The sequence below is a fragment of the Streptosporangium brasiliense genome, from assembly GCF_030811595.1.
Lineage (GTDB): Bacteria > Actinomycetota > Actinomycetes > Streptosporangiales > Streptosporangiaceae > Streptosporangium > Streptosporangium brasiliense.
This window is the reverse complement of the sequence record NZ_JAUSRB010000002.1, coordinates 8,126,866-8,149,643: the sequence shown is the minus strand read 5'-3', so window position 1 is coordinate 8,149,643 and position 22,778 is coordinate 8,126,866. Positions and strand designations below refer to the sequence as shown.

The following is a 22,778-nucleotide window of genomic DNA, read 5'->3' as shown; positions in this document are numbered from 1 at the left end:
TCGGATGCGCTTCGTCGACGAATACCGCGACGCCGCCAAGGCCCGGGTGCTGGCCGAGCGGATCGCCGCGCTGTGCGAGCCCGGCCGCGCCTACAAGTTCATGGAGGTGTGCGGCGGGCACACCCACACCATCTACAAGCACGGGCTGGAGGACTACCTGCCCGAGGCCGTCACGCTCGTGCACGGCCCGGGCTGCCCCGTCTGCGTCATCCCGATGGGAAGGGTGGACGACGCCATCCACATCGCCGGGCAGCCGGATGTGATCATGACGTCGTTCGGCGACATGATGCGCGTCCCCGGGGGGAAGGGCTCCTTCCTCGATGCCAAGGCGCGGGGGGCCGACATCCGCATGGTCTACTCCCCGCTGGACGCCCTGAAGATCGCGCGGCAGAACCCCGGCAGGCGCGTGGTCTTCATGGCGATCGGATTCGAGACCACCGCCCCCTCGACGGCGATGACCGTCCTGCGCGCGGCCGCCGAGGGGATCGACAACTTCTCGATCTTCTGCAACCACGTGACGATCATCCCGGCGATCAAGGCGATCCTGGACTCGCCCGACCTGCGCCTGGACGGCTTCGTCGGGCCGGGCCACGTCTCGGCCGTCATCGGCTGCCGGCCGTACGGGTTCATCGCGCGCGAGTACGGCAAGCCCCTGGTGGTGGCCGGTTTCGAGCCGCTCGACGTGCTCCACACGGTCTACCGGATCCTCGCGCAGCTCGCCGAGGGCCGGGCGGAGGTGGACAACCAGTACGCCCGGGTGGTGCCGTGGGAGGGCAACCCCAAGGCCCTGGGCGTCATCAACGAGGTGATGGAGCCGCGGCCGTACTTCGAATGGCGGGGACTGGGGTTCATCTCGCACTCGGCGCTCAGGGTGCGGGAGCGGTACGCCGCCTTCGACGCCGAACGGATCTTCCAGATCCCCGGCGGGCGGGTGGCCGACCCCAAGGCATGCCAGTGCGGCGAGGTGCTCAAGGGCGTGCTCAAACCCTGGGAGTGCAAGGTGTTCGGCACCGCCTGCACCCCGGAGACCCCGATCGGCACCTGCATGGTGTCGTCCGAGGGCGCGTGCGCGGCGTACTACAACTTCGGCCGTTTCTCGCGCGAGCGGGTCAAGGAGGCGACCCACTGATGGACACCGAGGAAGGCGCCGCCCTCCGGGCGGAGGGCGCGGCACCCGAGAACGGTCTCGCCGGCCTCACCGGCCTCACCGGCCAGGAGAGGCCGGCCCCTCAGACGCCCACCTGCCCGGCGCCCGGGCAGCGGGTCCGGCGGGGCGGCGCGGCGGTCCCGGGCCGCGAGCAGGAGGTCCTGGACCGGATCGAACGGGTGCGCCGCGGCAGGGCCCGGGTCCGGGAGGACCTGATCACCCTCGCGCACGGCGCCGGCGGCAAGGCCACCCACACCCTGATCGAGGCGGTGTTCCTGGAGGCGTTCCGCAACCGGCTGCTGGAGCCCCTGGAGGACGGCGCGGTCGCCGACGGGCTCGCCTTCACCACCGACTCGTACGTGGTGACGCCGCTGTTCTTCCCGGGTGGGGACATCGGAGACCTGGCCGTCAACGGCACCGTCAACGACCTGGCGATGTGCGGGGCGCGCCCCCGCCACCTGTCGGCCGCCTTCATCATCGAGGAGGGCTTCCCCGTCGCCGACCTGCGGCGCATCACCGCCTCCATGGCGGCGGCGGCGCGGGCGGCGGACGTGTGGATCGTCACCGGCGACACCAAGGTCGTGGAGAAGGGCAAGGCCGACGGCTGCTACATCACCACCTCGGGCGTCGGGACGGTGGAGCGGCCGGTCCGGCTGAGCGCCGCCGCCGCCCGGCCCGGCGACGCGGTCATCGTGTCCGGCCCGATCGGCGAGCACGGCGTCACCGTCATGCTGGCCAGGGGAGAGCTCGACATCCAGGCCGACCTCACCTCCGACACCGCGCCCCTCAACACGCTGACCGCCCGGCTGCTGGACGCCTGCGGCGACGGGCAGGTGCGGTGCCTGCGCGACGCCACCCGCGGCGGGGTGGCGACGGTCGTCAACGAGATCGCCGCGGCCTCCGAGGTCGCGGTCGTGCTCGAAGAGGACGCGATCCCGGTGTGCCCCGCCGTACGCGGGGCATGTGAGCTGCTGGGGATCGACCCGCTCTACGTGGCGTGCGAGGGCCGGATGGTCGCGGTGGTGGCCCAGCGGTCCGCCGAGGCCGCACTGGCCGCCCTGCGCTCCCATCCGCTCGGCTCCGCCGCGGCCGTCATCGGGCGGATCGCCGACGACCCGCCCGGGCTGGTCCTGCTGAAGACCTCCTTCGGTGGCACCCGCATCGTCGACCTGCTGGTCGGTGACCCCCTGCCGAGAATCTGCTGAAAATCCGAAATCCCATGGGGGCTGGACATGAACGAGCCACGTGAATCAGAGGACGCGGGCCGGTTCGAGGGAGAAGAGCACGGTTACTCCCCTGACGTGGGGCACGCGAGCGAAGAGGTGGTGCAGGCGGGCAACCGGGCGTGGGGGCCGCCGCCGGAGGACAAGGGACCCGGCCGTGAGGTGTCGGAGGAGGAGCGCGAAGGGGTCTCCGCCACCGACACCGAGCCCGAGGGCCCTTCCGGCGTCGGCGTCAGCACGTCCCGGCGGGGCGAGGAGATCGCGGCCAAGGAGGGGGAGGAGGGCCGCGGGACGGCCGGTGTCGACGAGAGGACGGGACGCCCCTACGGCGCCTCCGGCCCCGAGGACGCCACCGGCGTCGCCCCCCAGGAGACCGTCGAGGAGGAGAGCCCGCACCTGCCTCCGGGGGACACCTCCTGAACCCGTCCGGATGCCGGACCGAGAGGGACGCCTTCCGAGCCCACCCCGCGTGGCGGGCCGCCGGGCCGCAGAAGGGGCCCGCCGCCCGGCGGGGCGCCGATCAGCCGGTCACCCTCAGCGCCGCCCGGTCACGTCGAAGGGCACCCGGTCGTGTCCGAGGCCGGTCACGTCGAGGGTCGCCCGGTCATCCTCAGCGTCGCCCGGTCATGTTGAGGGTCGCCCGGTCGTGTCCGAGGCCGGGCACGTCGAGGGTCGCCCGGTCGTGTCCGAGGCCGGCCGGTCACGCTGAGGGCCGGTTCCCGATCCCGGACCCGCGGTCATCGCCCGGTCGCGCCAGGCCATCAGCCCGGCCTGGCTGGCCAGCCGCGCCACCGCCGCCAGGTGCCAGGAGGCGGCGGTGTGGTCGCCGACGGCGGAGGCGAGCAGGGCGAGGAACCAGTCGACGGGGCCCACGCAGATCACCGCGGACAGGGCGGCGACGCGTCCGCTGTAGGGCAGCAGCGCCGAGTAGCTCACCTGGCAGGCCGAGACGTCGCCGACGGCCGCCTGGGCCGCCGCCTGCAGGCAGCTCGTGCTCAGCCACGACCAGTCCCGGGGCGGGGGGCACCAGCCCTCCTCCGCCAGCCGCCCGGCCTCCTCGGTGCGGCCCTGGGCACACAGTTGCAGCACCCGGGCGTCGTGATCCAGGGAGGGGTGGATCCCGCTGATGGCGTCGATGAGCGGCCCGGTCCCGGCCATCGTGTCCCGCTGGTAGTTCAGGGCCAGGCGGCCCATGGCCACGAGCCCGCCCGCGTGCCACACCCCGACCCGCTCGGCCTGGCGCCCGGCCTCGCCGAACAGCGTCTCGGCCTCGTCGAACCGGCCGGCCAGGGCCAGCCGGTGGGCCCGCCACATGGTGTGCTGGAAGCGTGGCCAGGGCAGCGGCAGCCGTTCCAGCATGGCCTCGCAGCGCGCGGCGGCCCGGTCCGCCCCCGCGAGGTCGGCCAGCTCCAGCCTGAAGTGCGTGTACAGCATCTGGGCGAGCAGCGTGAAGCCGGGCACCCGGGTGCGCAGCGCCAGATCCTCCAGCTCGTCGGCGATCTCCAGCAGCTCGGGGATGTGCAGCGGCTGGGGCAGCGACAGGTGCCGGGCGTTGAGCATCCGCATCAGCAGCTGCGGGTCGCCCAGCCGGCGGGCCATCTCGACCGCCTCGGCGGAGAGGGAGCGGCAGCGCGGGTCGTCGGTCCCGTCGTAGAGCTCCTGGGCCAGGCCGCCCAGCAGGCGGGCCCGTTCGGGGCTGTCGGTGGCGGGCAGCTCGCGCAGGGCGGCCTCGAAGCGGTGCACGAGCCGCAGCTCCACCGCCTCGTACGGGTTGCGGAGCGTCCAGATCGTGGGGGCGTCCAGCGCCGTCAGCGCGCGTGCGGTCAGCTCGGGGCCCGCCCCGGCGCGGTCGGCGGCCCGTACGGCCTCCGCCCGCGCCTGCCGCGCGCCCAGCGCGTCCCCGGCCTCCAGCAGGGCGCGGACCTGCCGCAGCAGCAGCTCCACGTGGTCGATCGGGTCGCCCGCCGAGGCGCCGTGCGCGGCGACGGCCCGGCCCCACCAGACGGCGGCCTCCTCGTAGGCCAGGCGCAGGCTCGCCTGCTGGGCGGCGGCCACCGCCCAGCGCGCGGCGGCGGTGTGCGCGGCCGGGCCGGCCTCCACCGCGTGATGGGCGATCACGGCCACGTCGGTACCCGGCCGGGTGGCCAGGACGGCCATCGCCTCCCGGTGGACCATCGCCTTGCGCAGCGGCGGGATCCCGCCGACGAGGGTCTCCCTGACCAGGTCGTGGACGAAGGCCATCCGGTTGCCGCGCGGGACCGTCAACCCGGCCCGGGCGGCCCGGTCCAGCGTGTCGTAGACCTTCGCCCGGCACGCCTCGGGCAGGGCGCCGGGACCGGATCCGTCCCGCGGCGATCTTGGGTCGAAGACGGCCTGGCACACCTCGGCGACCACGCCGGGATCGAAGTCCCGGCCGATCACCGCGGCGACCCCGAGCACCCCGCCGGTCCACCACCCCAGCGCGGCCAGCCGGCGGCGGATCAGGTCCGCCACCGCGTCGGGCACCGCCTCCAGGTCCTGGCCCTGGGCCAGCAGCCGGACGCTCTCGCGCACGAAGAACGGGTTGCCGCCGGTCCGCTCGGCCAGCCGCCCGGCGGTGGACTCGTCCACCTCGATGCCCATCCCGGCCGCCAGCTCCCGCACCGGCCCGCCCCCCAGCCCGGCCAGGCCGACCCGGAGCAGGTCGTGGCGGGCCAGCCGACCCAGCACCTCCTGCAACGGGGGCCGCTCCTCGCTGTCGCGGAAGGCGACGACCACGGTCAGCCGGACGCCGCGCGCCGGCCCGGCGGTGAGCGTGGCCACATCGCCCAGCAGCCCGAGCGAGGCCGGGTCGGCCCAGTGCAGGTCGTCCAGGACCACCACCAGCGGCCGGATCCGGGCGGCCTGGACCAGCCAGCGGGCCACCGCCTGATGGCGGCGTAGCAGCGCCGCCTCGGTGGAGCCGGCCGGCGTCTCGTCGTCCAGCAGCCCGGCCAGCGCCCCGCGGTCCGGCGGCGGCACGCTCTCGGCGAGCGCCTGCAGCACCTGCAGCCACGGCCACAGCGGCGGGGCCCCCTCGGCGTCGTGGCAGCGGCCCCACAGCACCAGGTGACCGCGCTCGGCGCAGCGCTCGCCGAACGTCTCCAGCAGCCGGGTCTTGCCGATGCCCGGCTCGCCGCTCACCGCGGCCATGCCCACCGTCCCGCGTCCGGCCAGCGCCTCCAGCTCCGCGAGCTGCCGCTCCCGGCCGGGCAGGGCGTCGCCGCGTGGAGGGGGCGCCGGGCAGGGAGACGGCGCCGGACAGGCGGCGGGCGCGACGGCGGGCGCCGGCACGCGGGGCGAGAGGAGGAGCGAGTCGGCCTGCCGGAGGATGTCGTCCTCCAGCGCCCTCAGCTCGGGCCCGGGGTCCAGGCCGAGCTCCTCGGCGAGCAGCTCCCTGGCATAGCGGAGCGCGGCCAGGGCGTCGGCCTGGCGCCCGGTGCGGTACAGGGCCAGGGTGAGCAGGCACCACAGCCGCTCGCGCAGCGGATGCGCGGCCGTCTCGTCCTCCAGGAAAGTGATCACGGCCTGGGGCCGGTCGCAGGCCAGCAGCGCCTGGGCGCGCCGTTCGATCGCCACCAGGCGCAGCTCCTGGAGGCGGCGGACCTCCATGACGGCCCACGGCTCGTCGGCGAACTCGCCGTAGGGCGGGCCGTGCCAGAGCTCCATCGCCTCGTCCAGGCAGGCCAGCGCCTCGTCGGGGGAGCGGGACTCGGAACGGGCGACCAGTTCGCCGAAGCGGATCGCGTCGACGTCCGTGGCGGCGAGCAGGTAGCCGGGAGGCCGGGCGAGGAGCAGCCGGGCGGGGGTGCGCGGGGCCCGGCCGGGCTCGATGACCCGGCGCAGGTTGGAGACGTAGGACTGCAGCGTGGCGAGCGCGCTCACGGGGGGCGCGCCGCCGTACAGGTCGTCGATCAGGGTGTCCGTGGAGACGACCGCCCCGCGCGCGAGCAGCAGCCGGCTCAGCACCGCACGTTGGCGCGGGCCGCCGAGCTCGACGGGCACCCCGCCGTCACGGACTCCGACCGCACCGAGAACCCGGAACTCCATCCCCACCCTCCCGGTCCCGCCACGGTGACAGGCCGCCGTGGTGGGACGGCTGCCGTATGCGTGACGCGCCACCGTTGTGCGGCGCGCCGGCGCGGGGAGCCCCTTCGGGGCCACTCCGCTCCGGGGCGTCACCCCCCAGCCTGGAACCATAGGTCCGCGTCCCGCCGGACCTCGTCCGCCGCCAGGGTGATCTCACCTCCGCCGACCAGGTGACTGCCCCGTCACCGCGGGCGCGTGAGACAGGTCCGCGGCCTTCCGGGGAGCCGCCTGCCGGTAGATCAACCCGGCCTTTACCTCTTCTTGCAGGCCGGGTTGATTTACCGGCAGGCGGCCCCGGGGATGGATCGCCCAAGCATGTCGATCATCGGCCTGCGTGCGTGCGGCGGCGAGGAGGAGCTCATGAGCCCGATCGTGGTGATCGGAGCGGGGCTCGGCGGCCTGGCCGCGGCGGTCCGGCTGGCCGCGGCCGGACGGGAGGTCACGGTCGTGGAGGCCCGCGAGGTCCCGGGCGGCTGCTGCGGGACGGCGAGCGTGGGGGACTACCGTTTCGACACCGGCCCGTCGGTGCTGACCATGCCGGACGTGCTGGCCGAGGTCTTCGCCGCCGCGGGCGAGGAGATGGCGGACGTCCTCCCGCTACGGCGGCTGGACCCCTACTACCGGCTGCGCTACCACGACGGCTCCCACCTGGACATCGTGCCCGGCGAGGAGGCGATGATCGAGCAGGTGCGCCGGCTGTGCGGCGGCGCCGAGGCGGACAGGTACCGGCGGTTCCGGGCCACGATCGGCGGGCTGTTCGCCTGCGAATGGCCCTCCTTCATCGACCGCGACATGACGCGGCTGCGGAGCCTGGTCCAGCCGGGAGTGCTGGCGCGGCTGGCCGCCCTGGGCGGGTTCCGGCGGCTCGACCGCCTGGTGAGAAGCCACCTCACCGACGCGCGGCTGATCAAGGCGCACACCTTCCAGTCCCTGTATGTGGGGCTGTCCCCCCAGCGGGCGCTCGGCGTCTACGCGGTGATCGCCCACATGGACACGGTCGGCGGGGTCTTCTTCCCCCGCCACGGCGGCATGCACGCCATCCCGCGGGCCATGGCCGCCGTGGCGGAGCGGGCCGGAGCGCGGATCAGGTACGGCGTGCGGGCCGTCGAGGTCGAGACCGGCTCCCACGGAGTCAGCGCGGTCCGGCTCGACACCGGCGAGCGCCTCGCCGCCCGGCACGCCGTGGTCGCCTGCGACCTGCCCCGCGCCCACGCCGGGCTGCTGCCCGCCGGGGCGCGCGACTGGCGGCTGCGCCGCCCCCGGTACTCGCCCTCCTGCCTGGTCCTCCACTTCGGCCTCGACCGGCGGCTCGCCGGGCAGGCGCACCACACCCTGCACTTCGGCCGGGGATGGAGCTCCACCTTCTCCGCCCTGAACGCCGGCCGGCCGCAGCCCGACCCGAGCCTGCTGGTCACCTACCCCGGGTCCGACGCCGGCGCCGCGCCTCCCGGCCACGCCACGCTCACCGTGCTGGAGCCGACCGCCAACCTGAGCGGCGCGGACGGCTGGGACGGGCTCACCTCCCGGCTGGAGGAGCGCCTGCTGGGCAGGCTGGCCGGGCTCGGGTACGGCGACCTGACCTCCGCCCTCCGCCTCACCGTCGACCCGCCCGCCTGGGCGCGGCTCGGACACTCGGCGGGCACCCCGTTCGCGATGGACCACCGCTTCACCCAGACGGCCTGGTTCAGACCGGCCGGGGCGGCCCGGCGCGTCCCCGGCCTCCACTTCGCGGGCATGTACACCGCGCCGGGAGTAGGGGTGCCGCCGGTGCTGATCTCGGGGAAACTCGCGGCCGAACGCATCCTGGAGACCTCCCGATGACGCTGACCGGAAGTTACGAGTGCTGTCGCAGGCTCAACGCCCGCCACGGCCGGTCCTACTACCTGGCGACCCTGCTGCTGCCGGCCTGGAAGCGCCCCCACGTGCACGCCCTGTACGGCTTCGCCCGCTACGCCGACGAGATCGTCGACTCCTTCACGGCGACGGGTGACCGCGTGGCGGCGCTCGACGGACTGGCCGGCCGGACGGCCGGGGCGCTGGCGGGCGGCGCCGTCGACGACCCGGTGCTGCCCGCGTTCGCCCACACCGTGCGCTCGTTCGGCATCGACCGCGCCGACATCGACGACTTCCTCCGGGCGATGCGGGCCGACCTGACCGTCAACCGCTACGCCACCTACGACAGCCTGCTCGGCTACATGGAGGGCTCGGCGGCGGCCATCGGGACGATGACGCTGCCCGTCCTCGAACCGCTGCCCGGCATGGCGGAGGCGGCCCGCGGCCCCGCCCGCGAGCTCGGACTGGCCTTCCAGCTCACCAACTTCCTGCGTGACGTGGCCGAGGACCTGGCGCGCGGCCGGGTGTACCTCCCGCTCGCCGACCTGGACAGGTTCGGCGTGGCCGAGGCCGACCTGGGAGGCGGCCACCCCACCGCCGCCCTGCGCGAGCTGCTGGCCTTCGAGATCGAGCGGGCACGGGGTCACTACCGGCTGGCGCTGGAGGGCGTCGAGCTGCTGACCCCGTCCTCACGGCCGTGCGTCCGCGCGGCCTACGAGCTGTACGGCGGCATCCTCGACCGGATCGAGGCCGCGGGCCACGACGTCCTCGGAGCCCGGGCCACCGTGCCCCGGCGCCGCAGGCTGGCCGTCTTCGCGCGGCACCTGCTCGCGGCGTCGGTGGCCGACCGGGCCGAACGCCGGGTCACGGTCCAGGTGCCCTGAACCGCGCGAGCGCAATCGTCTGTCACTGCCGTCAGGAGGATGTGATGCCGGAGCCGGTGGTCGTCGACGCGATGGGTGGAGACCACGGACCAGCCGAGACGGTCGGCGGAGCCGTCCTGGCCCGGCGGGAGCACGGCGTCCCCGTCGTGCTCGTCGGCCGGGCCGGGGAGATCCGCGCGGAGCTGGCGCGCCACGGCGCGGTGGACGAGATCGACGTGGTGCACGCCGAGGAGGCCGTCCCGATGGGGGAGCGGGGCACGGGGGGCGCCGCCTCCGGAGCCTCCAGCCTCCGGGTGGGCTGCGAGCTCCTGCGGCAGGGGGCCGGCTCGGCGCTCGTGTCGGCCGGCTCCACCGGCGCGGTCGTCTCGTGCGCCATCCGCGGCGTCGGCCGCGCGCCGGCCGTGCTCCGGCCGGCCCTGGCGATCGCCCTGCCCGCGGTGACCGGCGGCGCCACCGTGCTGATCGACGCCGGGGCGACCTCCGACCCCACGCCCGAGATGGTCGCCCAGTTCGCCCTGCTCGGCGCCTCCTACGCCCGTCTCGTGCTCGGCGCGGCCGACCCGTCGGTCGGCCTGCTGTCGATCGGCGCGGAGCCGGGCAAGGGCAACCGGCTGACCCGCAGGGTGGCGGAGCTGCTGCCGTTGCTGCCGTTGCGCTTCCACGGCAACGTCGAGGGCCACGACGTGCTGGCCGGCGCCGTCGATGTGATCGTCACCGACGGGTTCACCGGCAACGTCGTGCTGAAGAACGTCGAGGGAGCCGTCCGGGCCGTGCTGACCCTGGTGGCGCGCTCGGGGACCGCCGCGCCGGAGGCGCTGCGGGAGGTGGCCCGCCGCTACGGGCCGGAGACCCACGGAGGGGCGGTGCTGCTCGGCCTGAGCGGCACCGTCGTCGTCGCGCACGGCTCCTCCCGCGCCGCGACGGTCGCGCGGGCCTGCGCGGTCGCACACGACCTCGCCGGCGGCGGGGTCGCCGCCCGTCTCCGGGACCATCTCACGGCCGAGCCGGTGAATTGAACCGGTGCGCGATGCGCGTGGTGCGCGGTACGCGGTGCGCGTGGTGAGCGCGCACCCGCGCCCGGGACAGGGCCCGGACCCGGCTCCGGAGCGGCGCCCGGACCGACGATCGGCGAGGCCGGCGGCCGCCCGGCCCGCCAGGTCCGCCCGGTCCGCCGGGGCGGCCGGGGACGGGTCACGGACGGTGGCCGCCGTACCTGGCCAGGGGGTCGATCCCGTCCCAGGTCCCCTCGCTGCCGTACGGAACGAACCGGGCGAACAGTTCTTCGGAGTACCAGCCCTCCGCCCGTGTCCGCCCGATCGCCTCCCGGTGCGCCTGCCCCCGGTAGGCGAAGTCCCGCACCGCGCGGGAGTCGCGCCACAGCGAGAACGTGGCCTGCCGGGCCAGCGGCCACTCCCCGACGCCGACCGAGGCCAGGCAGCCGTCCTGCTCCCGCAGCAGGCGCTCCACCTGGGGGACCGACCGGTAGAACGGCACCAGCAGGGAGGGGCGGATCGACGCGCGGGTCAGCACGGCGACCGGCCCGCCCGTGTTCCGCCGGGAGATCTCCTCGATCGGCCCGAACGGCTCCACCCCGCCCCACCGGCCGCGCGAGGCCAGCGGCGCCAGCCGTACCTGCCAGGACTCCTCGGCACGGCCCCGCCAGCGTGCCGCCACGGGGGAGCTCTCCAGGAAGTCCTCCAGCGCCCGCTCTCGGTCCCAGACGGCCAGCAGCGCCCAGCGCCGCAGGTCCGCGCCCAGGCTCATGGAGGCTCCGCGGCCGGAACCCAGCAGCCGCCAGAACAGCAGTCCCGCGGTGCCCGCCAGCACCGGCCGGTCGGCGGCCATGTACCGCATGGCCCCCAGGTCCGCATACCTCGTGAGGTGGAACGAAGCGATGATTCTCCTGCCCGTCGTGGTCATCGGCGGCTACCTTCTCGGGTCCGTGCCGGTCGCGGTGCCGATCGCCCGGACGCACGGCTTCGACCCCCGTGAGGTCGGCGACGGCAACCCCGGCTTCTGGAACGTCAAGGAGCGGCTCGGCTGGCGGGCCGCCGCACCCGTGTTCGCGGGCGACACGCTCAAGGGCGCGCTCGCCGCGCTGCTCGCCCTCGTGGCCGGCGGCCCGCACACCAACGGGCCCGGGGCCGGCGCCGTGCCGGTGTATCTGGCGGTGGCCGCCGCGATGGTCGGGCACGCCTGGCCGCTGTTCGCCGGCTTCCGGGGCGGCCGGTCGGTCCTCGTCTTCGTGGGCGGCTCCGCCGTCATCTGCCCGCCCGGATTCCTGCTCGGCGTCGCGGTCCTGATCGCGGGGGCCATGCTGACGCGCTCCTTCGCCGTCGGCGCGCGGGCGGGCGTGTTCTGCCTGCCGCTGTTCCAACTGCTCTTCGCGCCGGTGGAGCACGTGGCCGGGACGGGAGCGCTGATGTGCCTCATCGGGCTGCGCTTCCGGCAGGCGGCGCGGGCCGGGCGGGCGGGCCGGCCGCTCCCGCGGGAGCCGTGAGCCCGCGGGCCGCGGTGGGATAGGTACGGCCGCGCCAGCCGCGCACCGGGCGGAGCGTCGCCTGCGTCAGCCGTACGGCGGTCAGCGGGTCCAGCAGGGGTGACAGCAGCACGCCGGGGCCGGGCCGGGTGTAGCTGCCGCGCAGCGCGCCGGTCAGCGACAGCCGTACGGCCAGCAGCCCCAGGTCGAGCCGGGTGGGCCGGCCGGCCGCCAGCCGCAGGACGGGCAGCGCGGCGGTCAGCCAGATCACGGCCAGGTCGGCGGCCTGTCGGCCGGGGCCGGTGACGTCGCACAGCGGCAGCGACCGCCCCCACTCCCGCCACACCTCGGCCGCCGACTCGTGCATGTCGACCTCCAGCAGGCCGCCGGAGTCCAGGAAGCCGACCGCCCAGCCCGCGGCGGCCAGGTTCCGGGCCAGCGCCACGTCGTCGGTCATGTGCCCGCGGACCCGCGCGAACCCGTCGGTGGCCAGCATCGCCGTACGGCGGAAGGCCATGCACTGGCCGTTGGCCAGGACCCGGTGCGGAGCCGGGGCGACGGACGGCCCGATGGGGCCGGACCGGTAGACCAGCGTCGCCAGGAACGAGGCGTGCAGCGCCTGCTCGGCGGTCCCGCCGCAGACGAACCTGGGACCGGCGCTGACCAGGTCGTAGCGGTCCAGGGCCGCGGCCAGCGAGCCGAACAGGCCCGGCGCCGGCCGGGTGTCGGCGTCGAGCGTCACCACGATGTCGCCGCGGGCCGCCTCGACCCCCTGTCGCAGCGCCCACTGCTTGCCCACCCAGCCCTCCGGGAGGGGCGCGCCCGCGACGACCCTGGCGCCGAGATCGGCGGCCAGCCGCGCCGTGCCGTCGCCCGACTCGTCGTCGACGACGACGACCTCCGCGACGGCCGGATCGGCGAGCACGGCCGACAGGCAGGGGCCGATGCGGCGCTCCTCGTCGCGGGCCGGGACCACCACCGAGATCCGCCCGGCGGCCGTCTCGACGGGGGCCAGCGGGGGCAGCCGGCCGCGGCCGCGGGCCAGCCGTACCCCCACGGCGAGGGCGGCGGCGGCCTGGAGCGCGGTGAGCGGTCTCATCGGCGGAAGTCCGCTGCCACGAGCGAGGCGACGATGCGGCCGCCCATCGCCACCAGCGGCAGCCCGCCGCCGGGGTGCACGGAGCCGCCCACCAGATACAGGCCCCGCCGGGGCCCTCGGTTGCCGGGGCGGCGGAAAGGGGCGAACGGGCCGGCGTAGGCGCCGCCGTAGATCGCCCCGCCCCACGCGCCGTACCGCTCGCGCAGGTCGGCGGGGGTCAGCAGGTCGACGAAGCGCAGTCGCCCCGACAGGTCGTGGCCCCGGGCGGCCAGCCGCTCCAGCACCAGGTCGCGGTAGGAATCGGGGGAGATCGGCCACCGGCCCGGGTCGCGGGCCGGGACGTTGACCAGCATGACCCAGTTCTCGGCGCCGTCGGGCGCCTGCGACGGGTCGTCGACGGCCGAGCAGCCGACGTAGACGGTCGGGTCCACCGGCGGCCGGCGGCGCTCGAAGATGTCGGCGAACTCCCGCCCGTAGTCGGCGGAGAAGACGACGGAGTGGTGCGCCAGCCCTTCGGTCCGACCCTCCACCCCGGCCAGCAGCAGGAACGCCGAGGAGGAGGCGCCCAGCGCGGCGATGCGCCGCAGCCGCCGCCGGTCCGGCAGCAACCGCCCGTAGAGGGCCGCCGCGTCGGTGTTGGCGATCACGACGTCGGCGCCTTCGCGCTGCCCGCAGGCCAGCCGTACCCCCCGGACGCGGCTGCCGTCGGCGAGCACGTCCGTCACCTCGGCGCCGAGGGCGACCTCCACCCCCGCCTCCTCCAGCAGCAGGGCCAGGGCGTCGGCGACGCGGGGCAGCCCGCCCGGCACGTACCAGCCGCCCTGCCCGTGCTCGATCGCCGGGATGCAGGCCAGGGCCGCCGGCGCCCGGTACGGGCTGGAGCCCGCGTAGGTGGCGTAACGGCCGGCGTACTGGCGCAGGCGCCGGTCGGTGAAGAAGCGCCGGGCCAGGCCGTCGAGGGTCCGGCCGGGCGCGACCGCCAGCAGGTCCGACAGGCGCGCCCGCGCCGGCGGCCGGGTGAGCGGCCCGGCGAAGAACGTGCGGCACGACGCCTCGAAGCAGGCCCGCGCCCACCGGTGGAAGGCCAGCCAGTTGCGGCCCTCGCCCGGCGAGAGCCGGTCCACCTCGGCGGCCATCCTGTCCGGGGCGCGGTGCGCCGTCAGCGTCGAGCCGTCGGCGAAGCGGTAGCGGCACAGCTCCCGCGGCTCGACGAGGCCGAGCTCCAGGCCGAGATCGGCGAAGACGCCGGGCAGGGTCAGCAGGGACGGCCCGACGGAGAAGGTGAAACCGTCGCGCGCGTGCTCGGCGAGCTTGCCACCCAGCCGGTCCCGCCGCTCGTACAGGCGGACCCGGTGCCCCTGGCGGGCCAGCAGCAGGGCGGAGACCATGCCGCCCACGCCGCCGCCGACCACGATCACCTCCGCCACGCACGCCTCCAGGCGAGTACGGAGAACAGGCCCATACAGGCTCCTCCCACGCCGGCGACCAGCGGATCCGGCGGGTCGAAGACGGCCGCGAACCCCAGGGTCTCCATGAACGCCATCGCCGTGTAGATCGCGACCAGCCCGGCGCTCCTGGCGCCCGGGTCGGTCAGGGCCGCCTCGATCACGGCCATGACCAGCAGCGAGACCACCAGCCAGCCGGCGAAGTTGCCGGCCGGCACCCCCCGGTAGAGGCCCGGGTCGTGCCAGGTCCACAGGCCCAGCCGGACCATCTGCGGATCGAGGAACAGGTCCCACGCGGTCAGCGCCAGGGCCCCCAGCCCGATCCGCGCCGCCCGGCTCCCCGGCGCCGCGGCCGCGGCCGTCGCGTGGGCCGCCAGGCCCATGCCGCCCCACGCCAGCGCCACCACCACCGGCACCCCGCCGAGCTGCGGCCGCAGCAGCCCGGTGTAGCCGTAGTCCCCGAAGGGCAGCCCGGTCCTGACGCCGACCCACTCGGCGGCGTACCCGGTCACCGCCGCGGCGCCCAGCGCCGCGGCCGCCCGGGGGAGGGGATGGGCCCGTGCGGCGAAGGCCAGGGCGCTCGCCGTCAGCAGCAGCACGACCACGCCGGCCAGTCCGATCGGCCGAGGCTGCAGCCCCGACGCGACCTGCGCGGCGATCACGGCCAGCAGCAGGCCCCCGCCGAGCACACCGAGGACGTCGAGGCCGCCCGGGGACGGCCCGCGCCGCACCGCGTCCCTCACCGCGCCGGGGGCGGGGCGTCCGCTGTTCACCCCATGGCTGTGCCCTGCCGACGGTCATCGGAGCGGCGGGCCTCGGTCAGATTCGCTTTGACCTCCCGCCGCCGCGGCCGCCCGTCCTACGTGGCCGACGCCTTCAGATGGTCGAGTACGGCCCGCGCCACCTCGTGCTTGGACATCTCGGGCCGTTGGAAGCGCAGGTCGGCCACCTCGGCGAAGGAGGCCGCCCGCCGCTCGTGCAGTTCGGACGCCAGCGCGAGCGGCTCCTTGCCGAAACGCGGCCGGTGGGACCTGGCCTTGATCTTCTCGGCCAGGAACTCGGGTGTGGCGTCCAGCCACACGACCAGGGCCGGCTTCAGCTCGGCCCGGGAGCGCGGGTCGTCGAGCACGCTGGCCGCGGCGGCGATGACCGGCGCGGGCCGTTCGGCGAGAGCCTCCCGCAGGTGGGCCGCCTCCCTGGCGTGGAGCACCTCGGCGCCGTCACCGGCGGCGATCTCGGCGGCCGTGGCGCCGTAGCGCTGTTGGAGATATTCGTCGCTGTCGCGCACGGGCCTGCCGAGGGCCTCGCCGAGCAGCCGTGACACGCTGGTCTTCCCCGCGCCCATCAGACCGATCACGACGATCGGGATGTCGGCCGTCATGCGCGTCACCTCCTGAGGTTCGTGGAACGGAGTGTCCGTCCCCTGCCCGCGAGGATCGGCTCTAGCCCTCCGCTCCAGCCCTCGGAGCCCTCCGCGCTAACCCTCCGCCGCGTCGGCGTTCCGGTTCTCCGCCGCGTCGGCGAGCAGGGCGGCGGCGACGGCGCGGGCCTGCCCGGCCGGGGCGGCCGACCGCTCGCGCAGCGCTGTGACGATCGCGCCGTCCATGAGCATGACGAGCTGCCGGGCGAGCACGGCGGGGTCGTGGTGGCCGGCCGCGACGAGCAGGGACTCGACGTAGCCGATCACCCTGTTCTTGTGGCCGGCCGCGACCCGGTGGGCCGGGCTGTCGGGGTCGGCGCTCTCGACCATCGTGTTGATGAAGGCGCACCCGCGGAAGTCGGCGCGGGCGAACCGTTCGGCCAGCGCGTCGAAGACCGCCAGCGGCCCGCCGCCGTGAGCGGCGACCCGCTCGGCCAGCCACTGGCGCCACCGCAGGTCACGGCGTTCGAGCATGGCCACGACGAGGTCGTCCTTGCTCGGGAAGTGCCGGTAGAAGGAGGCGCGGCCGACTTTGGAGACGGTCAGGATCTGCTCCACGCCGACGGCCCGGACCCCCTCGGCGTAGAAGAGCTCCTCGGCGGTGTCCAGCAGGCGTTCACGGGCTCGGGTCGGCATGCAGGGATTCTATCCATTCTTGACGGAAATGGAACCGATCAGTACCGTTACCGCAGACGGAACCGATCAGTACCATTTTGGGGAGACGCCATGCCTCGGCTGCCGCAGTTGACCGATGACCCCGAGGGCCTGCTGGAGGAGACACAACGCCAGCTCGGCCGGGTGCCCAACCTGTACGCCGCGCTGGCCAACGGCCCCGCCGCGCTCCGCGGTTACCTGGCGATGCGCGACGCGCTCACCCGGGGCGTGCTGCGCGCCAGGCTGCGCGAGCAGATCGCCCTGCTGGTCGCCCAGGAGAACCGCTGCACCTACTGCGTCAGCGCGCACACCATGCGCGGCACCCGTATGGGCCTGAGCGAGGAGGAGCTGAAGCTGACCCGCGACGGCCACGACGCCGACCCGCACGCCGACGCGGTCCTGCAGATCACCCGGGAGGTCGTCCAGGCGGGCGGCAGGGTGGGCGACGAGAGCCTGGCGCGCGCCCGGCAGGCCGGTGTGACCGACGCCGAGCTCGCCGAGATCGTCGCCCACGTCGCGCTCAACACCCTGTCGAACTACTTCAACCACCTGGCCCGGCCCGACCTCGACTTCCCCGAGGTGACCGCGTGAACCTCACCTGGCGCACCGCCTCCGTCGAACTCGTCGAGGGCTACCGGATGACCGGCCCCGACGGCGCCCCCACCGGCCGCGTCGAAGAGGCCCGGGTCGCCTTCGAGGGTGGCTTCGCCCACATCGAGGTGCCGGGCACCGGCCACATCGACGTCGTCTCCGCCCCCGCGGTCCGATTGATCACCTACCGGCCCGCCTGAGGCGCCCGAGCGTCCGCCGGGCCCAGCGGTTCTCCCGCCCGCGCAGACCGCCGTGGGCACACACCTGCGCGAGCGGGAGAACCCTTCCGATCGTGCCCGGTCCCGGCCGGCGCCGACCTGCGTGCCGGCCGCCGCGCCCGGTTCGCTCCGGCCCGACGGGCCGACCGGCCCGGTACGGCGGCGGAGGTCAGCCGCCGGGCCGCCACTGTTGCGTGGGCCACGTCTCCTGCTTCCAGGCGCTGTCCCAGAACATCCACTCGTACTCCGTGGCCTGGACGAACGCCTCGGTCATGGCCGCGCGCGTCTCGCCGTCCGCCCCGGCCGCCAGCCGGTCGGCGATCTCCTTGGCCCGCTCGACCGACTTGGCGAAATCCGGATCGGCGTAGGTGGAGATCCACGCCTGGTAGGGGTGGCCGGCGACGTCGCCCACCTGCTTCACCAGCGCCGCTCCCACGTCCTGGTAGACCCAGAAACACGGCAGGACGGCGGCGACGAGCACCGGGTACGGCGCGGCCAGCGCGACGGCCTGGAGGAAGGAGGAGTAGCCGAGGCAGGTGGGCGAGGTGCGGATGCCCGAGAGGTCGGCCGCGCTCAGACCGTACTCCTCGATGTAGCCCTCGTGCAGGGTCCGCTCGGCGGCCAGCGCGGCGTGCGCGCTGCTCGACCAGAACGCGGCCTCCTCGGAGTCGCCGGCCCGCACCGAGGCGGTGGCGAGCGCCTTGGAGAACGCCTCGAGGTATCTGGCGTCCTGCACGATGTAGAAGGCGAAGCGCCGGCGGTCGAGTGTGCCCTCGCCGAGTGCGGCGTTGAAGGGGTGCTCATGGATGGCCCGTAGCAGTGCGGTGGAGCGTGCCCAGACGTCGTCGCAGAACATGACGTCCCTTCGCTAGTTCGAACTAGATCAGGTTCGACGGGTGTGATCTCAGCCCCGGATCCGCCGGGGCACCCCGCGTCGCGAGTAGGGTAACAGCTCGCCGGGCTCCGTCCCCTGCCGGCCGCCGTCGACCGCCATGGATCACAGGGCACGCCTGTCACGGCCCCGGCCGCCCCGCCACCGGCCGGTCGCCCGGACCCTCGGCGCACGCGGTCCGCGCCTGACCCACCACCACCGGCGACGTCTTGAGAGGGTCAGGGTGGCCCCGCCGGGTCCGCCGGGAGGGACGGGCGGGGATCGGGGGCGGTCCCACGCTCCGTGTCGGCTCTTGACAAGAGAGACTCGCGGGTTCACGTTGTTGCGTATAGCGCTGGCCGTTCCGTTTTGCGAAACCCTGCTGGTCGCGATGGTCCCTGCGCGCTCCTCGCCGCCCTCCCCGGCGGTGAGGCCCGCCGGCTCGGCATCGGACGGCCCGCCGCCAGAAGGAGGCATCGTGACCGCGAGCAGCCCGCCCCCCAGCCTGATCGCCACCCTGCCCGGCGGTCACTACACCGACGAGCGCGTCTTCGCCCTGGAACAGGAGCGCATCTTCGAGTCGATGTGGTTCTGCGCGGTCCGCGCCGCCGACCTGGGCAGGCCCGGCGCCTTCAGGACGGTCCAGGTGGGGCGGGAGAGCGTCCTGGTCACCCGGGCCCGGGACGGCTCCGTCCGCGCCTTCCTCAACGTCTGCCGCCACCGGGGCGCCCGGCTCCGCACCGAGGAGTCCGGCGAGGTGAGGCGGACCTTCCGGTGCCCCTACCACGCCTGGACCTATGACCTCGAAGGCCGGCTGGTCGCCGCCCCGAACCTCGCCGCGATGCCCGACCTCGACCGGGCCGCCTACGGGCTGGTCGGCGTCCACGTGCGGGAGTGGCTCGGCTACGTGTGGCTCTGCCTGGCCGACGATCCACCGCCGTTCGAGGCGGACGTGGTCGGCGCGGTGGTCACCCGGCTGGGCGAGGAGGGACTGATCGAGAACTACGGCGTCGGCGACCTGGAGGTGGGCCGCAGGATCGTCTACGACGTGAAGGCGAACTGGAAGCTCCTGGTGGAGAACTTCATGGAGTGCTACCACTGCGCCACCATCCATCCCGAACTCGTCGGGGTGCTCCCGGAGTTCGCCGGAGGCTACGCGGCGCAGTCCTTCGTGGGGCACGGCGCGCGCTTCGGCGCGGAGGTCCGGGGCTTCACGGTCGACGGGTCCCAGGGCGTGGACCGGATCCCGGGCGTCAGCGAGGACCAGGACCGCCGCTACTACGCGATCACCATCAGGCCGCAGGTGTTCGTCAACCTGGTGCCCGACCACGTGATCATCCACCGGATGTTCCCCCTGTCGGCCGGCCGGACGGTCGTCGAGTGCGACTGGCTCTTCCACCGGGACGTCGTCGAGCGGGGCGCGGATCTGGGCCCGTCCGTCGAGCTCTTCCACCGGGTCAACGCCCAGGACTTCGCGGCCTGCGAGCGGTGCCAGCCGGCGATGGCCTCCCGCGCCTACGCCCGCGGCGGGGTGCTGGTGCCCAGCGAGCACCACATCCGGGCCTTCCACGACTGGGTCCTCGCCCGGCTGGGACCGGCGTCGGCGTAGATTGGGGAGCCGCCCGGCCCGGCCGGGGCACCAGGAAGAGCACCGGGAAGCCGGGGCACCGGGAAGAAGGGAGCGCCGGATGGCCAGGAAGGCCCCGCGCGAGGACGTCACCGAGGAGGGCCTGGAGGTCGGCCCGCCCAAGCAGTGGGCGGCGGGCATGCCGGGAGTGGCCCGGTCGCTGCTGACGTCCTACGCCCAGATGGGCGCCGGCCGCACGCTCCTGACCCTGGCCCAGGTCAACCAGAAGGACGGCTTCGACTGCCCGGGCTGCGCGTGGCCCGAGGGGGAGCACCGCAGCCCGGCGGAGTTCTGCGAGAACGGCGCCAAGGCGGTGGCCGAGGAGGCCACCACCCGCAGGGTCACCCGCGACTTCTTCGCCGCGCACACCGTGGCGGAGCTGGCCGGGCGCACCGACTACTGGCTGGGCCAGCAGGGACGGCTCACCGAGCCGATGCACAGGCCCGCCGGGTCCGACCACTACGTGCCGGTGACGTGGGAGGAGGCGTTCGCCATCGTCGCCCGGGAGCTGCGCGCCCTCGGCGGCCCGGACGAGGCGGTGTTCTACACCTCCGGCCGCACCTCCAACGAGGCCGCGTTCGCCTACCAGCTCCTGGTGCGCCGCTTCGGCACCAACAACCTGCCCGACTGCTCCAACATGTGCCACGAGTCCAGCGGCTCGGCGCTCAACCAGACGCTGGGCATCGGCAAGGGCACGGTGTCGCTGGAGGACCTGCACCACGCCGACCTCGTCCTCGTCGTCGGCCAGAACCCGGGCACCAACCATCCGCGCATGCTGTCGGCGCTGGAGCGGGCCAAGCGGAACGGGGCGCGGATCATCGCGGTCAACCCGCTGCCCGAGGCGGGCCTGCTCCGCTTCAAGAACCCGCAGCGGCCCTCCGGGGTGCTGGGGCGCGGCACGACGCTGGCCGACCGCTTCCTGCAGATCCGGCTCAACGGCGACCTCGCGCTCTTCCAGGGGCTGTCGCGGCTGCTGCTGGAGGCCGAGGACGCCGCCCCCGGCTCGGTGGTCGACCGCGAGTTCGTCGAGGAGCACACCCACGGCTTCGACGGCTGGGCCAAGAGCGTCCGCGACCTCGACTGGGCGGAGGTGGAGGAGGCGACCGGGCTGGACCGCCCGGCCATCGAGGAGACCGCGCGGGAGGTGCTCGGGGCGCGGTCGGTGATCGTGTGCTGGGCGATGGGGCTCACCCAGCACAAGAACTCCGTCGCCACCATCCGGGAGGTGGTCAACTTCCTGCTGCTGCGCGGGAACGTGGGGCGGCCGGGCGCCGGGGTCTGCCCGGTGCGCGGGCACTCCAACGTCCAGGGCGACCGCACCATGGGCATCAACGAGAAGCCGCCGCAGTCCTTCCTCGACGCCCTGCGCGAGGAGTTCGGCTTCGAGCCGCCCCGCCGTCACGGCCTGGACACCGTGGAGGCGATCAGGGCGCTGCGGTCGGGACAGGCCAAGGTGTTCTTCGCGATGGGCGGCAACTTCGTGGCGGCGACCCCAGACACGGCGGTGACGGAGGCGGCGATGCGCCGCGCCCGGCTCACCGTGCAGGTCTCGACGAAGCTGAACCGCTCCCACGCCGTCTGCGGCGAGCAGGCGCTCATCCTGCCGGCGCTGGGGCGCACCGAGCGCGACGGCGACCGGTTCGTCACGGTCGAAGACTCCATGGGCCTGGTGCACGCCTCCCGGGGCCGGCTCCGGCCGGCCTCGGCGGAGCTGCTGCCCGAGGTGGCGATCGTCTGCCGGCTGGCACGGGAGCTCTTCGGCGCCGACCCCCACGTGCCCTGGGCGGAGTTCGAGACCGACTACGACGCGATCCGCGAGCGCATCGCGCGGGTGGTGCCCGGGTTCGGCGACTTCAACGCCCGCGTCCGCGTCCCCGGCGGCTTCGCCCTGCCCAACGCGCCGCGCGACGAGCGGCGCTTCCCGACCGAGACCGGCCGGGCCAACTTCACCGTCAACCCCCTGGAGGTGCTGCGCGTCCCGGCGGGGCGGCTGCTGCTGCAGACGGTCCGCAGCCACGACCAGTACAACACCACGATCTACGGCATGGACGACCGCTACCGCGGCGTGCGCGGCGGCCGCCGCGTCGTCTTCGTCCACCCCGACGACCTGGCCGAGCGGGACCTGGCCGACGGCGACATGGTGGACCTGGTCGGCGAGTGGCCCGACGGGGAGCGCCGGGCCGAGGGGTTCCGCGCGGTCGCCTACCCCACCGCGCGGGGCTGCTGCGCGGCCTACTTCCCCGAGACCAACGTGCTCGTCCCGCTGGACTCGGTCGCGGAGACCTCCAACACCCCGACCTCCAAGAGCGTCGTGGTCAGGATCGAGCGGTGTAGCCCAGCCGGCGGCTGATGTCCTCGGCCCCCGCGGTCAGCACCGGGGCGAGCCCGTGCATCCGCTCCTGGCTGAGGCGGTAGGCGGGTCCGGAGGCGCTGACCGCGGCGACGATCTCGCCGTCGTGGGACCGGACGGGGGCGGCGATGGCGTTCAGCCCGATCTCCAGCTCCTCGACGGTGACCGCGTAACCCCTGCGCAGGGCCTCCTCCAGCTGCTCCTCCAGCACGGCGGCCGAGGTGATCGTGGCGGGGGTGTAGCCCTCCAGCCCGGCGGCGGCGATGAGCCGGGCCCGGTGGCGGCCGTCGAGGTGGGCCAGCAGGACCTTCCCGCTCGACGTGGCGTGCAGGGGGGTGAGCTGCCCGACCCAGTTCTGCGTGGTGACCGCCGACGGCCCGCGCACCTGGTCCAGGTTGACCGCGTAGTGGGAGCGGAGCACGGCGAGGTTCACCGTCTCGCCGATCTCCTCGGCCAGGCGGCGGCAGACGGGACGGCTCTGCTGGGTGAGGTCCAGCCGGGCGGCCACACCGCCCGCCAGGCGGATGATCCCGAAGCTGAGGCGGTATTTGCCGCGGTCCTCGGCCTGCTCGACCAGGCCGCGGGTCTCCAGCGCCCCGAGCAGCCGGAAGGCGGTCGACTTGTGGACGCCGATCTCCCCGGCGACCTCGCTGACCCCCGCCTCCCGGCGCCGGGAGAGGATCTCCAGGATGCTGATGGCCCGGTCGACCGACTGCACCCCGCCGCCGTCGGCCCGGTCACCGGAGGAATCGTTGCCCATAGCGGGACTGTAGGCGCTGCGCGGAACGCGCGTCCAACGCGTCCGGCGGAATTGGTTGCGTATAGTGCGA

Annotated in this window: 20 protein-coding genes and 1 riboswitch; of the genes, 11 read left to right on the top strand and 9 right to left on the bottom strand. The window is 74.8% G+C overall.

Annotated features, from left to right (window positions below; translation table 11 throughout):
- Nucleotides 1-4 precede the first annotated feature (4 nt).
- The 3 genes from hypD to J2S55_RS46435 are packed head-to-tail and all read left to right on the top strand — an operon-like array spanning nt 5 to nt 2,790.
- Nucleotides 5-1,129, top strand: coding sequence for a hydrogenase formation protein HypD (gene hypD / locus J2S55_RS46445; protein ID WP_306874972.1), 1,125 nt, complete (start codon nt 5-7; stop codon nt 1,127-1,129).
- On the top strand, nt 1,129-2,352 hold the full coding sequence (gene hypE, locus J2S55_RS46440) for a hydrogenase expression/formation protein HypE (protein WP_306874969.1): 1,224 nt from the start codon (nt 1,129-1,131) through the stop codon (nt 2,350-2,352). Before hypD ends, hypE begins: the two co-directional genes overlap by 1 nt.
- A 27-nt stretch (nt 2,353-2,379) precedes the next feature.
- Complete coding sequence (locus tag J2S55_RS46435) at nt 2,380-2,790, top strand: hypothetical protein (RefSeq protein WP_306874967.1); 411 nt, start codon at nt 2,380-2,382, stop codon at nt 2,788-2,790.
- Nucleotides 2,791-2,994: 204 nt separating this feature from the next.
- Here the strand turns inward: J2S55_RS46435 and J2S55_RS46430 are convergent, their stop codons facing one another.
- Nucleotides 2,995-6,438 (bottom strand): ATP-binding protein, encoded by a 3,444-nt coding sequence (locus J2S55_RS46430; protein WP_306874964.1) that lies wholly within the window; start codon nt 6,436-6,438, stop codon nt 2,995-2,997.
- Nucleotides 6,439-6,792: 354 nt separating this feature from the next.
- Between J2S55_RS46430 and crtI the strand changes: the two genes are divergently transcribed.
- Genes crtI through plsX form a run of 3 tightly spaced genes read left to right on the top strand, consistent with a single transcriptional unit; the run spans nt 6,793 to nt 10,210 of the window.
- On the top strand, nt 6,793-8,298 hold the full coding sequence (gene crtI / locus J2S55_RS46425) for a phytoene desaturase family protein (protein WP_306874961.1): 1,506 nt from the start codon (nt 6,793-6,795) through the stop codon (nt 8,296-8,298).
- Nucleotides 8,295-9,194 (top strand): phytoene/squalene synthase family protein, encoded by a 900-nt coding sequence (locus tag J2S55_RS46420; protein WP_306874958.1) that lies wholly within the window; start codon nt 8,295-8,297, stop codon nt 9,192-9,194. The genes crtI and J2S55_RS46420 overlap by 4 nt, the downstream gene beginning before the upstream one ends.
- Nucleotides 9,195-9,238: 44 nt before the next feature.
- Nucleotides 9,239-10,210, top strand: a complete 972-nt coding sequence (gene plsX / locus J2S55_RS46415; RefSeq protein ID WP_306874955.1) for a phosphate acyltransferase PlsX — start codon at nt 9,239-9,241, stop codon at nt 10,208-10,210.
- Nucleotides 10,211-10,385: 175 nt separating this feature from the next.
- Here the strand turns inward: plsX and J2S55_RS46410 are convergent, their stop codons facing one another.
- Nucleotides 10,386-11,048 carry a spheroidene monooxygenase gene (locus tag J2S55_RS46410; RefSeq protein WP_306874952.1) on the bottom strand — a complete coding sequence of 221 codons (663 nt, stop codon included), beginning with the start codon at nt 11,046-11,048 and terminating at the stop codon, nt 10,386-10,388.
- 40 nt (nt 11,049-11,088) lie between these two features.
- Here J2S55_RS46410 and J2S55_RS46405 point away from each other — a divergent pair, with 40 nt between their 5' ends.
- On the top strand, nt 11,089-11,694 hold the full coding sequence (locus J2S55_RS46405; protein WP_306874950.1) for a glycerol-3-phosphate acyltransferase: 606 nt from the start codon (nt 11,089-11,091) through the stop codon (nt 11,692-11,694).
- On the opposite strand, the gene J2S55_RS46400 is transcribed toward J2S55_RS46405, so the two are convergent.
- From J2S55_RS46400 to J2S55_RS46380, 5 genes are all read right to left on the bottom strand, one after another.
- Nucleotides 11,624-12,772: a glycosyltransferase family 2 protein gene (locus J2S55_RS46400; RefSeq protein ID WP_306874946.1), complete on the bottom strand. Its 1,149-nt coding sequence runs from the start codon at nt 12,770-12,772 to the stop codon at nt 11,624-11,626. The genes J2S55_RS46405 and J2S55_RS46400 overlap by 71 nt on opposite strands.
- Nucleotides 12,769-14,199 (bottom strand): phytoene desaturase family protein, encoded by a 1,431-nt coding sequence (locus J2S55_RS46395; protein WP_306874943.1) that lies wholly within the window; start codon nt 14,197-14,199, stop codon nt 12,769-12,771. Before J2S55_RS46395 ends, J2S55_RS46400 begins: the two co-directional genes overlap by 4 nt.
- On the bottom strand, nt 14,187-14,990 hold the full coding sequence (locus J2S55_RS46390; RefSeq protein ID WP_306874940.1) for a carotenoid biosynthesis protein: 804 nt from the start codon (nt 14,988-14,990) through the stop codon (nt 14,187-14,189). Before J2S55_RS46390 ends, J2S55_RS46395 begins: the two co-directional genes overlap by 13 nt.
- A gap of 86 nt (nt 14,991-15,076) precedes the next feature.
- Nucleotides 15,077-15,598 carry a shikimate kinase gene (locus tag J2S55_RS46385; protein WP_306874937.1) on the bottom strand — a complete coding sequence of 174 codons (522 nt, stop codon included), beginning with the start codon at nt 15,596-15,598 and terminating at the stop codon, nt 15,077-15,079.
- Between the two features lie 96 nt (nt 15,599-15,694).
- Entirely contained in the window at nt 15,695-16,273 is a 579-nt protein-coding gene (locus tag J2S55_RS46380) for a TetR/AcrR family transcriptional regulator (RefSeq protein WP_306874934.1), read from the bottom strand.
- Between the two features lie 90 nt (nt 16,274-16,363).
- Between J2S55_RS46380 and J2S55_RS46375 the strand changes: the two genes are divergently transcribed.
- Complete coding sequence (locus J2S55_RS46375) at nt 16,364-16,882, top strand: carboxymuconolactone decarboxylase family protein (protein WP_306874931.1); 519 nt, start codon at nt 16,364-16,366, stop codon at nt 16,880-16,882.
- On the top strand, nt 16,879-17,082 hold the full coding sequence (locus J2S55_RS46370; RefSeq protein ID WP_306874928.1) for a hypothetical protein: 204 nt from the start codon (nt 16,879-16,881) through the stop codon (nt 17,080-17,082). Before J2S55_RS46375 ends, J2S55_RS46370 begins: the two co-directional genes overlap by 4 nt.
- Before the next feature lie 187 nt (nt 17,083-17,269).
- On the opposite strand, the gene J2S55_RS46365 is transcribed toward J2S55_RS46370, so the two are convergent.
- Nucleotides 17,270-17,956 (bottom strand): TenA family protein, encoded by a 687-nt coding sequence (locus tag J2S55_RS46365; RefSeq protein WP_306874924.1) that lies wholly within the window; start codon nt 17,954-17,956, stop codon nt 17,270-17,272.
- Nucleotides 17,944-18,042, bottom strand: a riboswitch (TPP riboswitch). Its footprint overlaps the gene before it by 13 nt.
- Before the next feature lie 407 nt (nt 18,043-18,449).
- Between J2S55_RS46365 and J2S55_RS46360 the strand changes: the two genes are divergently transcribed.
- Together J2S55_RS46360 and J2S55_RS46355 are read left to right on the top strand one after the other, a co-directional pair.
- Entirely contained in the window at nt 18,450-19,580 is a 1,131-nt protein-coding gene (locus tag J2S55_RS46360; protein WP_306874921.1) for an aromatic ring-hydroxylating oxygenase subunit alpha, read from the top strand.
- A gap of 79 nt (nt 19,581-19,659) precedes the next feature.
- Nucleotides 19,660-21,948, top strand: coding sequence for an FdhF/YdeP family oxidoreductase (locus tag J2S55_RS46355; protein WP_306874918.1), 2,289 nt, complete (start codon nt 19,660-19,662; stop codon nt 21,946-21,948).
- Here J2S55_RS46355 and J2S55_RS46350 read toward each other — a convergent pair.
- Nucleotides 21,914-22,708 (bottom strand): IclR family transcriptional regulator, encoded by a 795-nt coding sequence (locus tag J2S55_RS46350; RefSeq protein ID WP_306874915.1) that lies wholly within the window; start codon nt 22,706-22,708, stop codon nt 21,914-21,916. The two genes, J2S55_RS46355 and J2S55_RS46350, sit on opposite strands and share 35 nt — an antisense overlap.
- Between the last annotated feature and the right edge of the window lie 70 nt (nt 22,709-22,778).

What these genes read in the sequence shown, in the direction of transcription:
- hypD (WP_306874972.1), top strand. Translation starts at nt 5, where the DNA reads ATGCGCTTCGTCGACGAATACCGCGACGCCGCCAAGGCCCGGGTGCTG.
- hypE (WP_306874969.1), top strand. Translation starts at nt 1,129, where the DNA reads ATGGACACCGAGGAAGGCGCCGCCCTCCGGGCGGAGGGCGCGGCACCC.
- J2S55_RS46435 (WP_306874967.1), top strand. Translation starts at nt 2,380, where the DNA reads ATGAACGAGCCACGTGAATCAGAGGACGCGGGCCGGTTCGAGGGAGAA.
- J2S55_RS46430 (WP_306874964.1), bottom strand. Translation starts at nt 6,438, where the DNA reads ATGGAGTTCCGGGTTCTCGGTGCGGTCGGAGTCCGTGACGGCGGGGTG.
- crtI (WP_306874961.1), top strand. Translation starts at nt 6,793, where the DNA reads ATGTCGATCATCGGCCTGCGTGCGTGCGGCGGCGAGGAGGAGCTCATG.
- J2S55_RS46420 (WP_306874958.1), top strand. Translation starts at nt 8,295, where the DNA reads ATGACGCTGACCGGAAGTTACGAGTGCTGTCGCAGGCTCAACGCCCGC.
- plsX (WP_306874955.1), top strand. Translation starts at nt 9,239, where the DNA reads ATGCCGGAGCCGGTGGTCGTCGACGCGATGGGTGGAGACCACGGACCA.
- J2S55_RS46410 (WP_306874952.1), bottom strand. Translation starts at nt 11,048, where the DNA reads ATGCGGTACATGGCCGCCGACCGGCCGGTGCTGGCGGGCACCGCGGGA.
- J2S55_RS46405 (WP_306874950.1), top strand. Translation starts at nt 11,089, where the DNA reads ATGATTCTCCTGCCCGTCGTGGTCATCGGCGGCTACCTTCTCGGGTCC.
- J2S55_RS46400 (WP_306874946.1), bottom strand. Translation starts at nt 12,772, where the DNA reads ATGAGACCGCTCACCGCGCTCCAGGCCGCCGCCGCCCTCGCCGTGGGG.
- J2S55_RS46385 (WP_306874937.1), bottom strand. Translation starts at nt 15,598, where the DNA reads ATGACGGCCGACATCCCGATCGTCGTGATCGGTCTGATGGGCGCGGGG.
- J2S55_RS46380 (WP_306874934.1), bottom strand. Translation starts at nt 16,273, where the DNA reads ATGCCGACCCGAGCCCGTGAACGCCTGCTGGACACCGCCGAGGAGCTC.
- J2S55_RS46375 (WP_306874931.1), top strand. Translation starts at nt 16,364, where the DNA reads ATGCCTCGGCTGCCGCAGTTGACCGATGACCCCGAGGGCCTGCTGGAG.
- J2S55_RS46365 (WP_306874924.1), bottom strand. Translation starts at nt 17,956, where the DNA reads ATGTTCTGCGACGACGTCTGGGCACGCTCCACCGCACTGCTACGGGCC.
- J2S55_RS46355 (WP_306874918.1), top strand. Translation starts at nt 19,660, where the DNA reads ATGGCCAGGAAGGCCCCGCGCGAGGACGTCACCGAGGAGGGCCTGGAG.
- J2S55_RS46350 (WP_306874915.1), bottom strand. Translation starts at nt 22,708, where the DNA reads ATGGGCAACGATTCCTCCGGTGACCGGGCCGACGGCGGCGGGGTGCAG.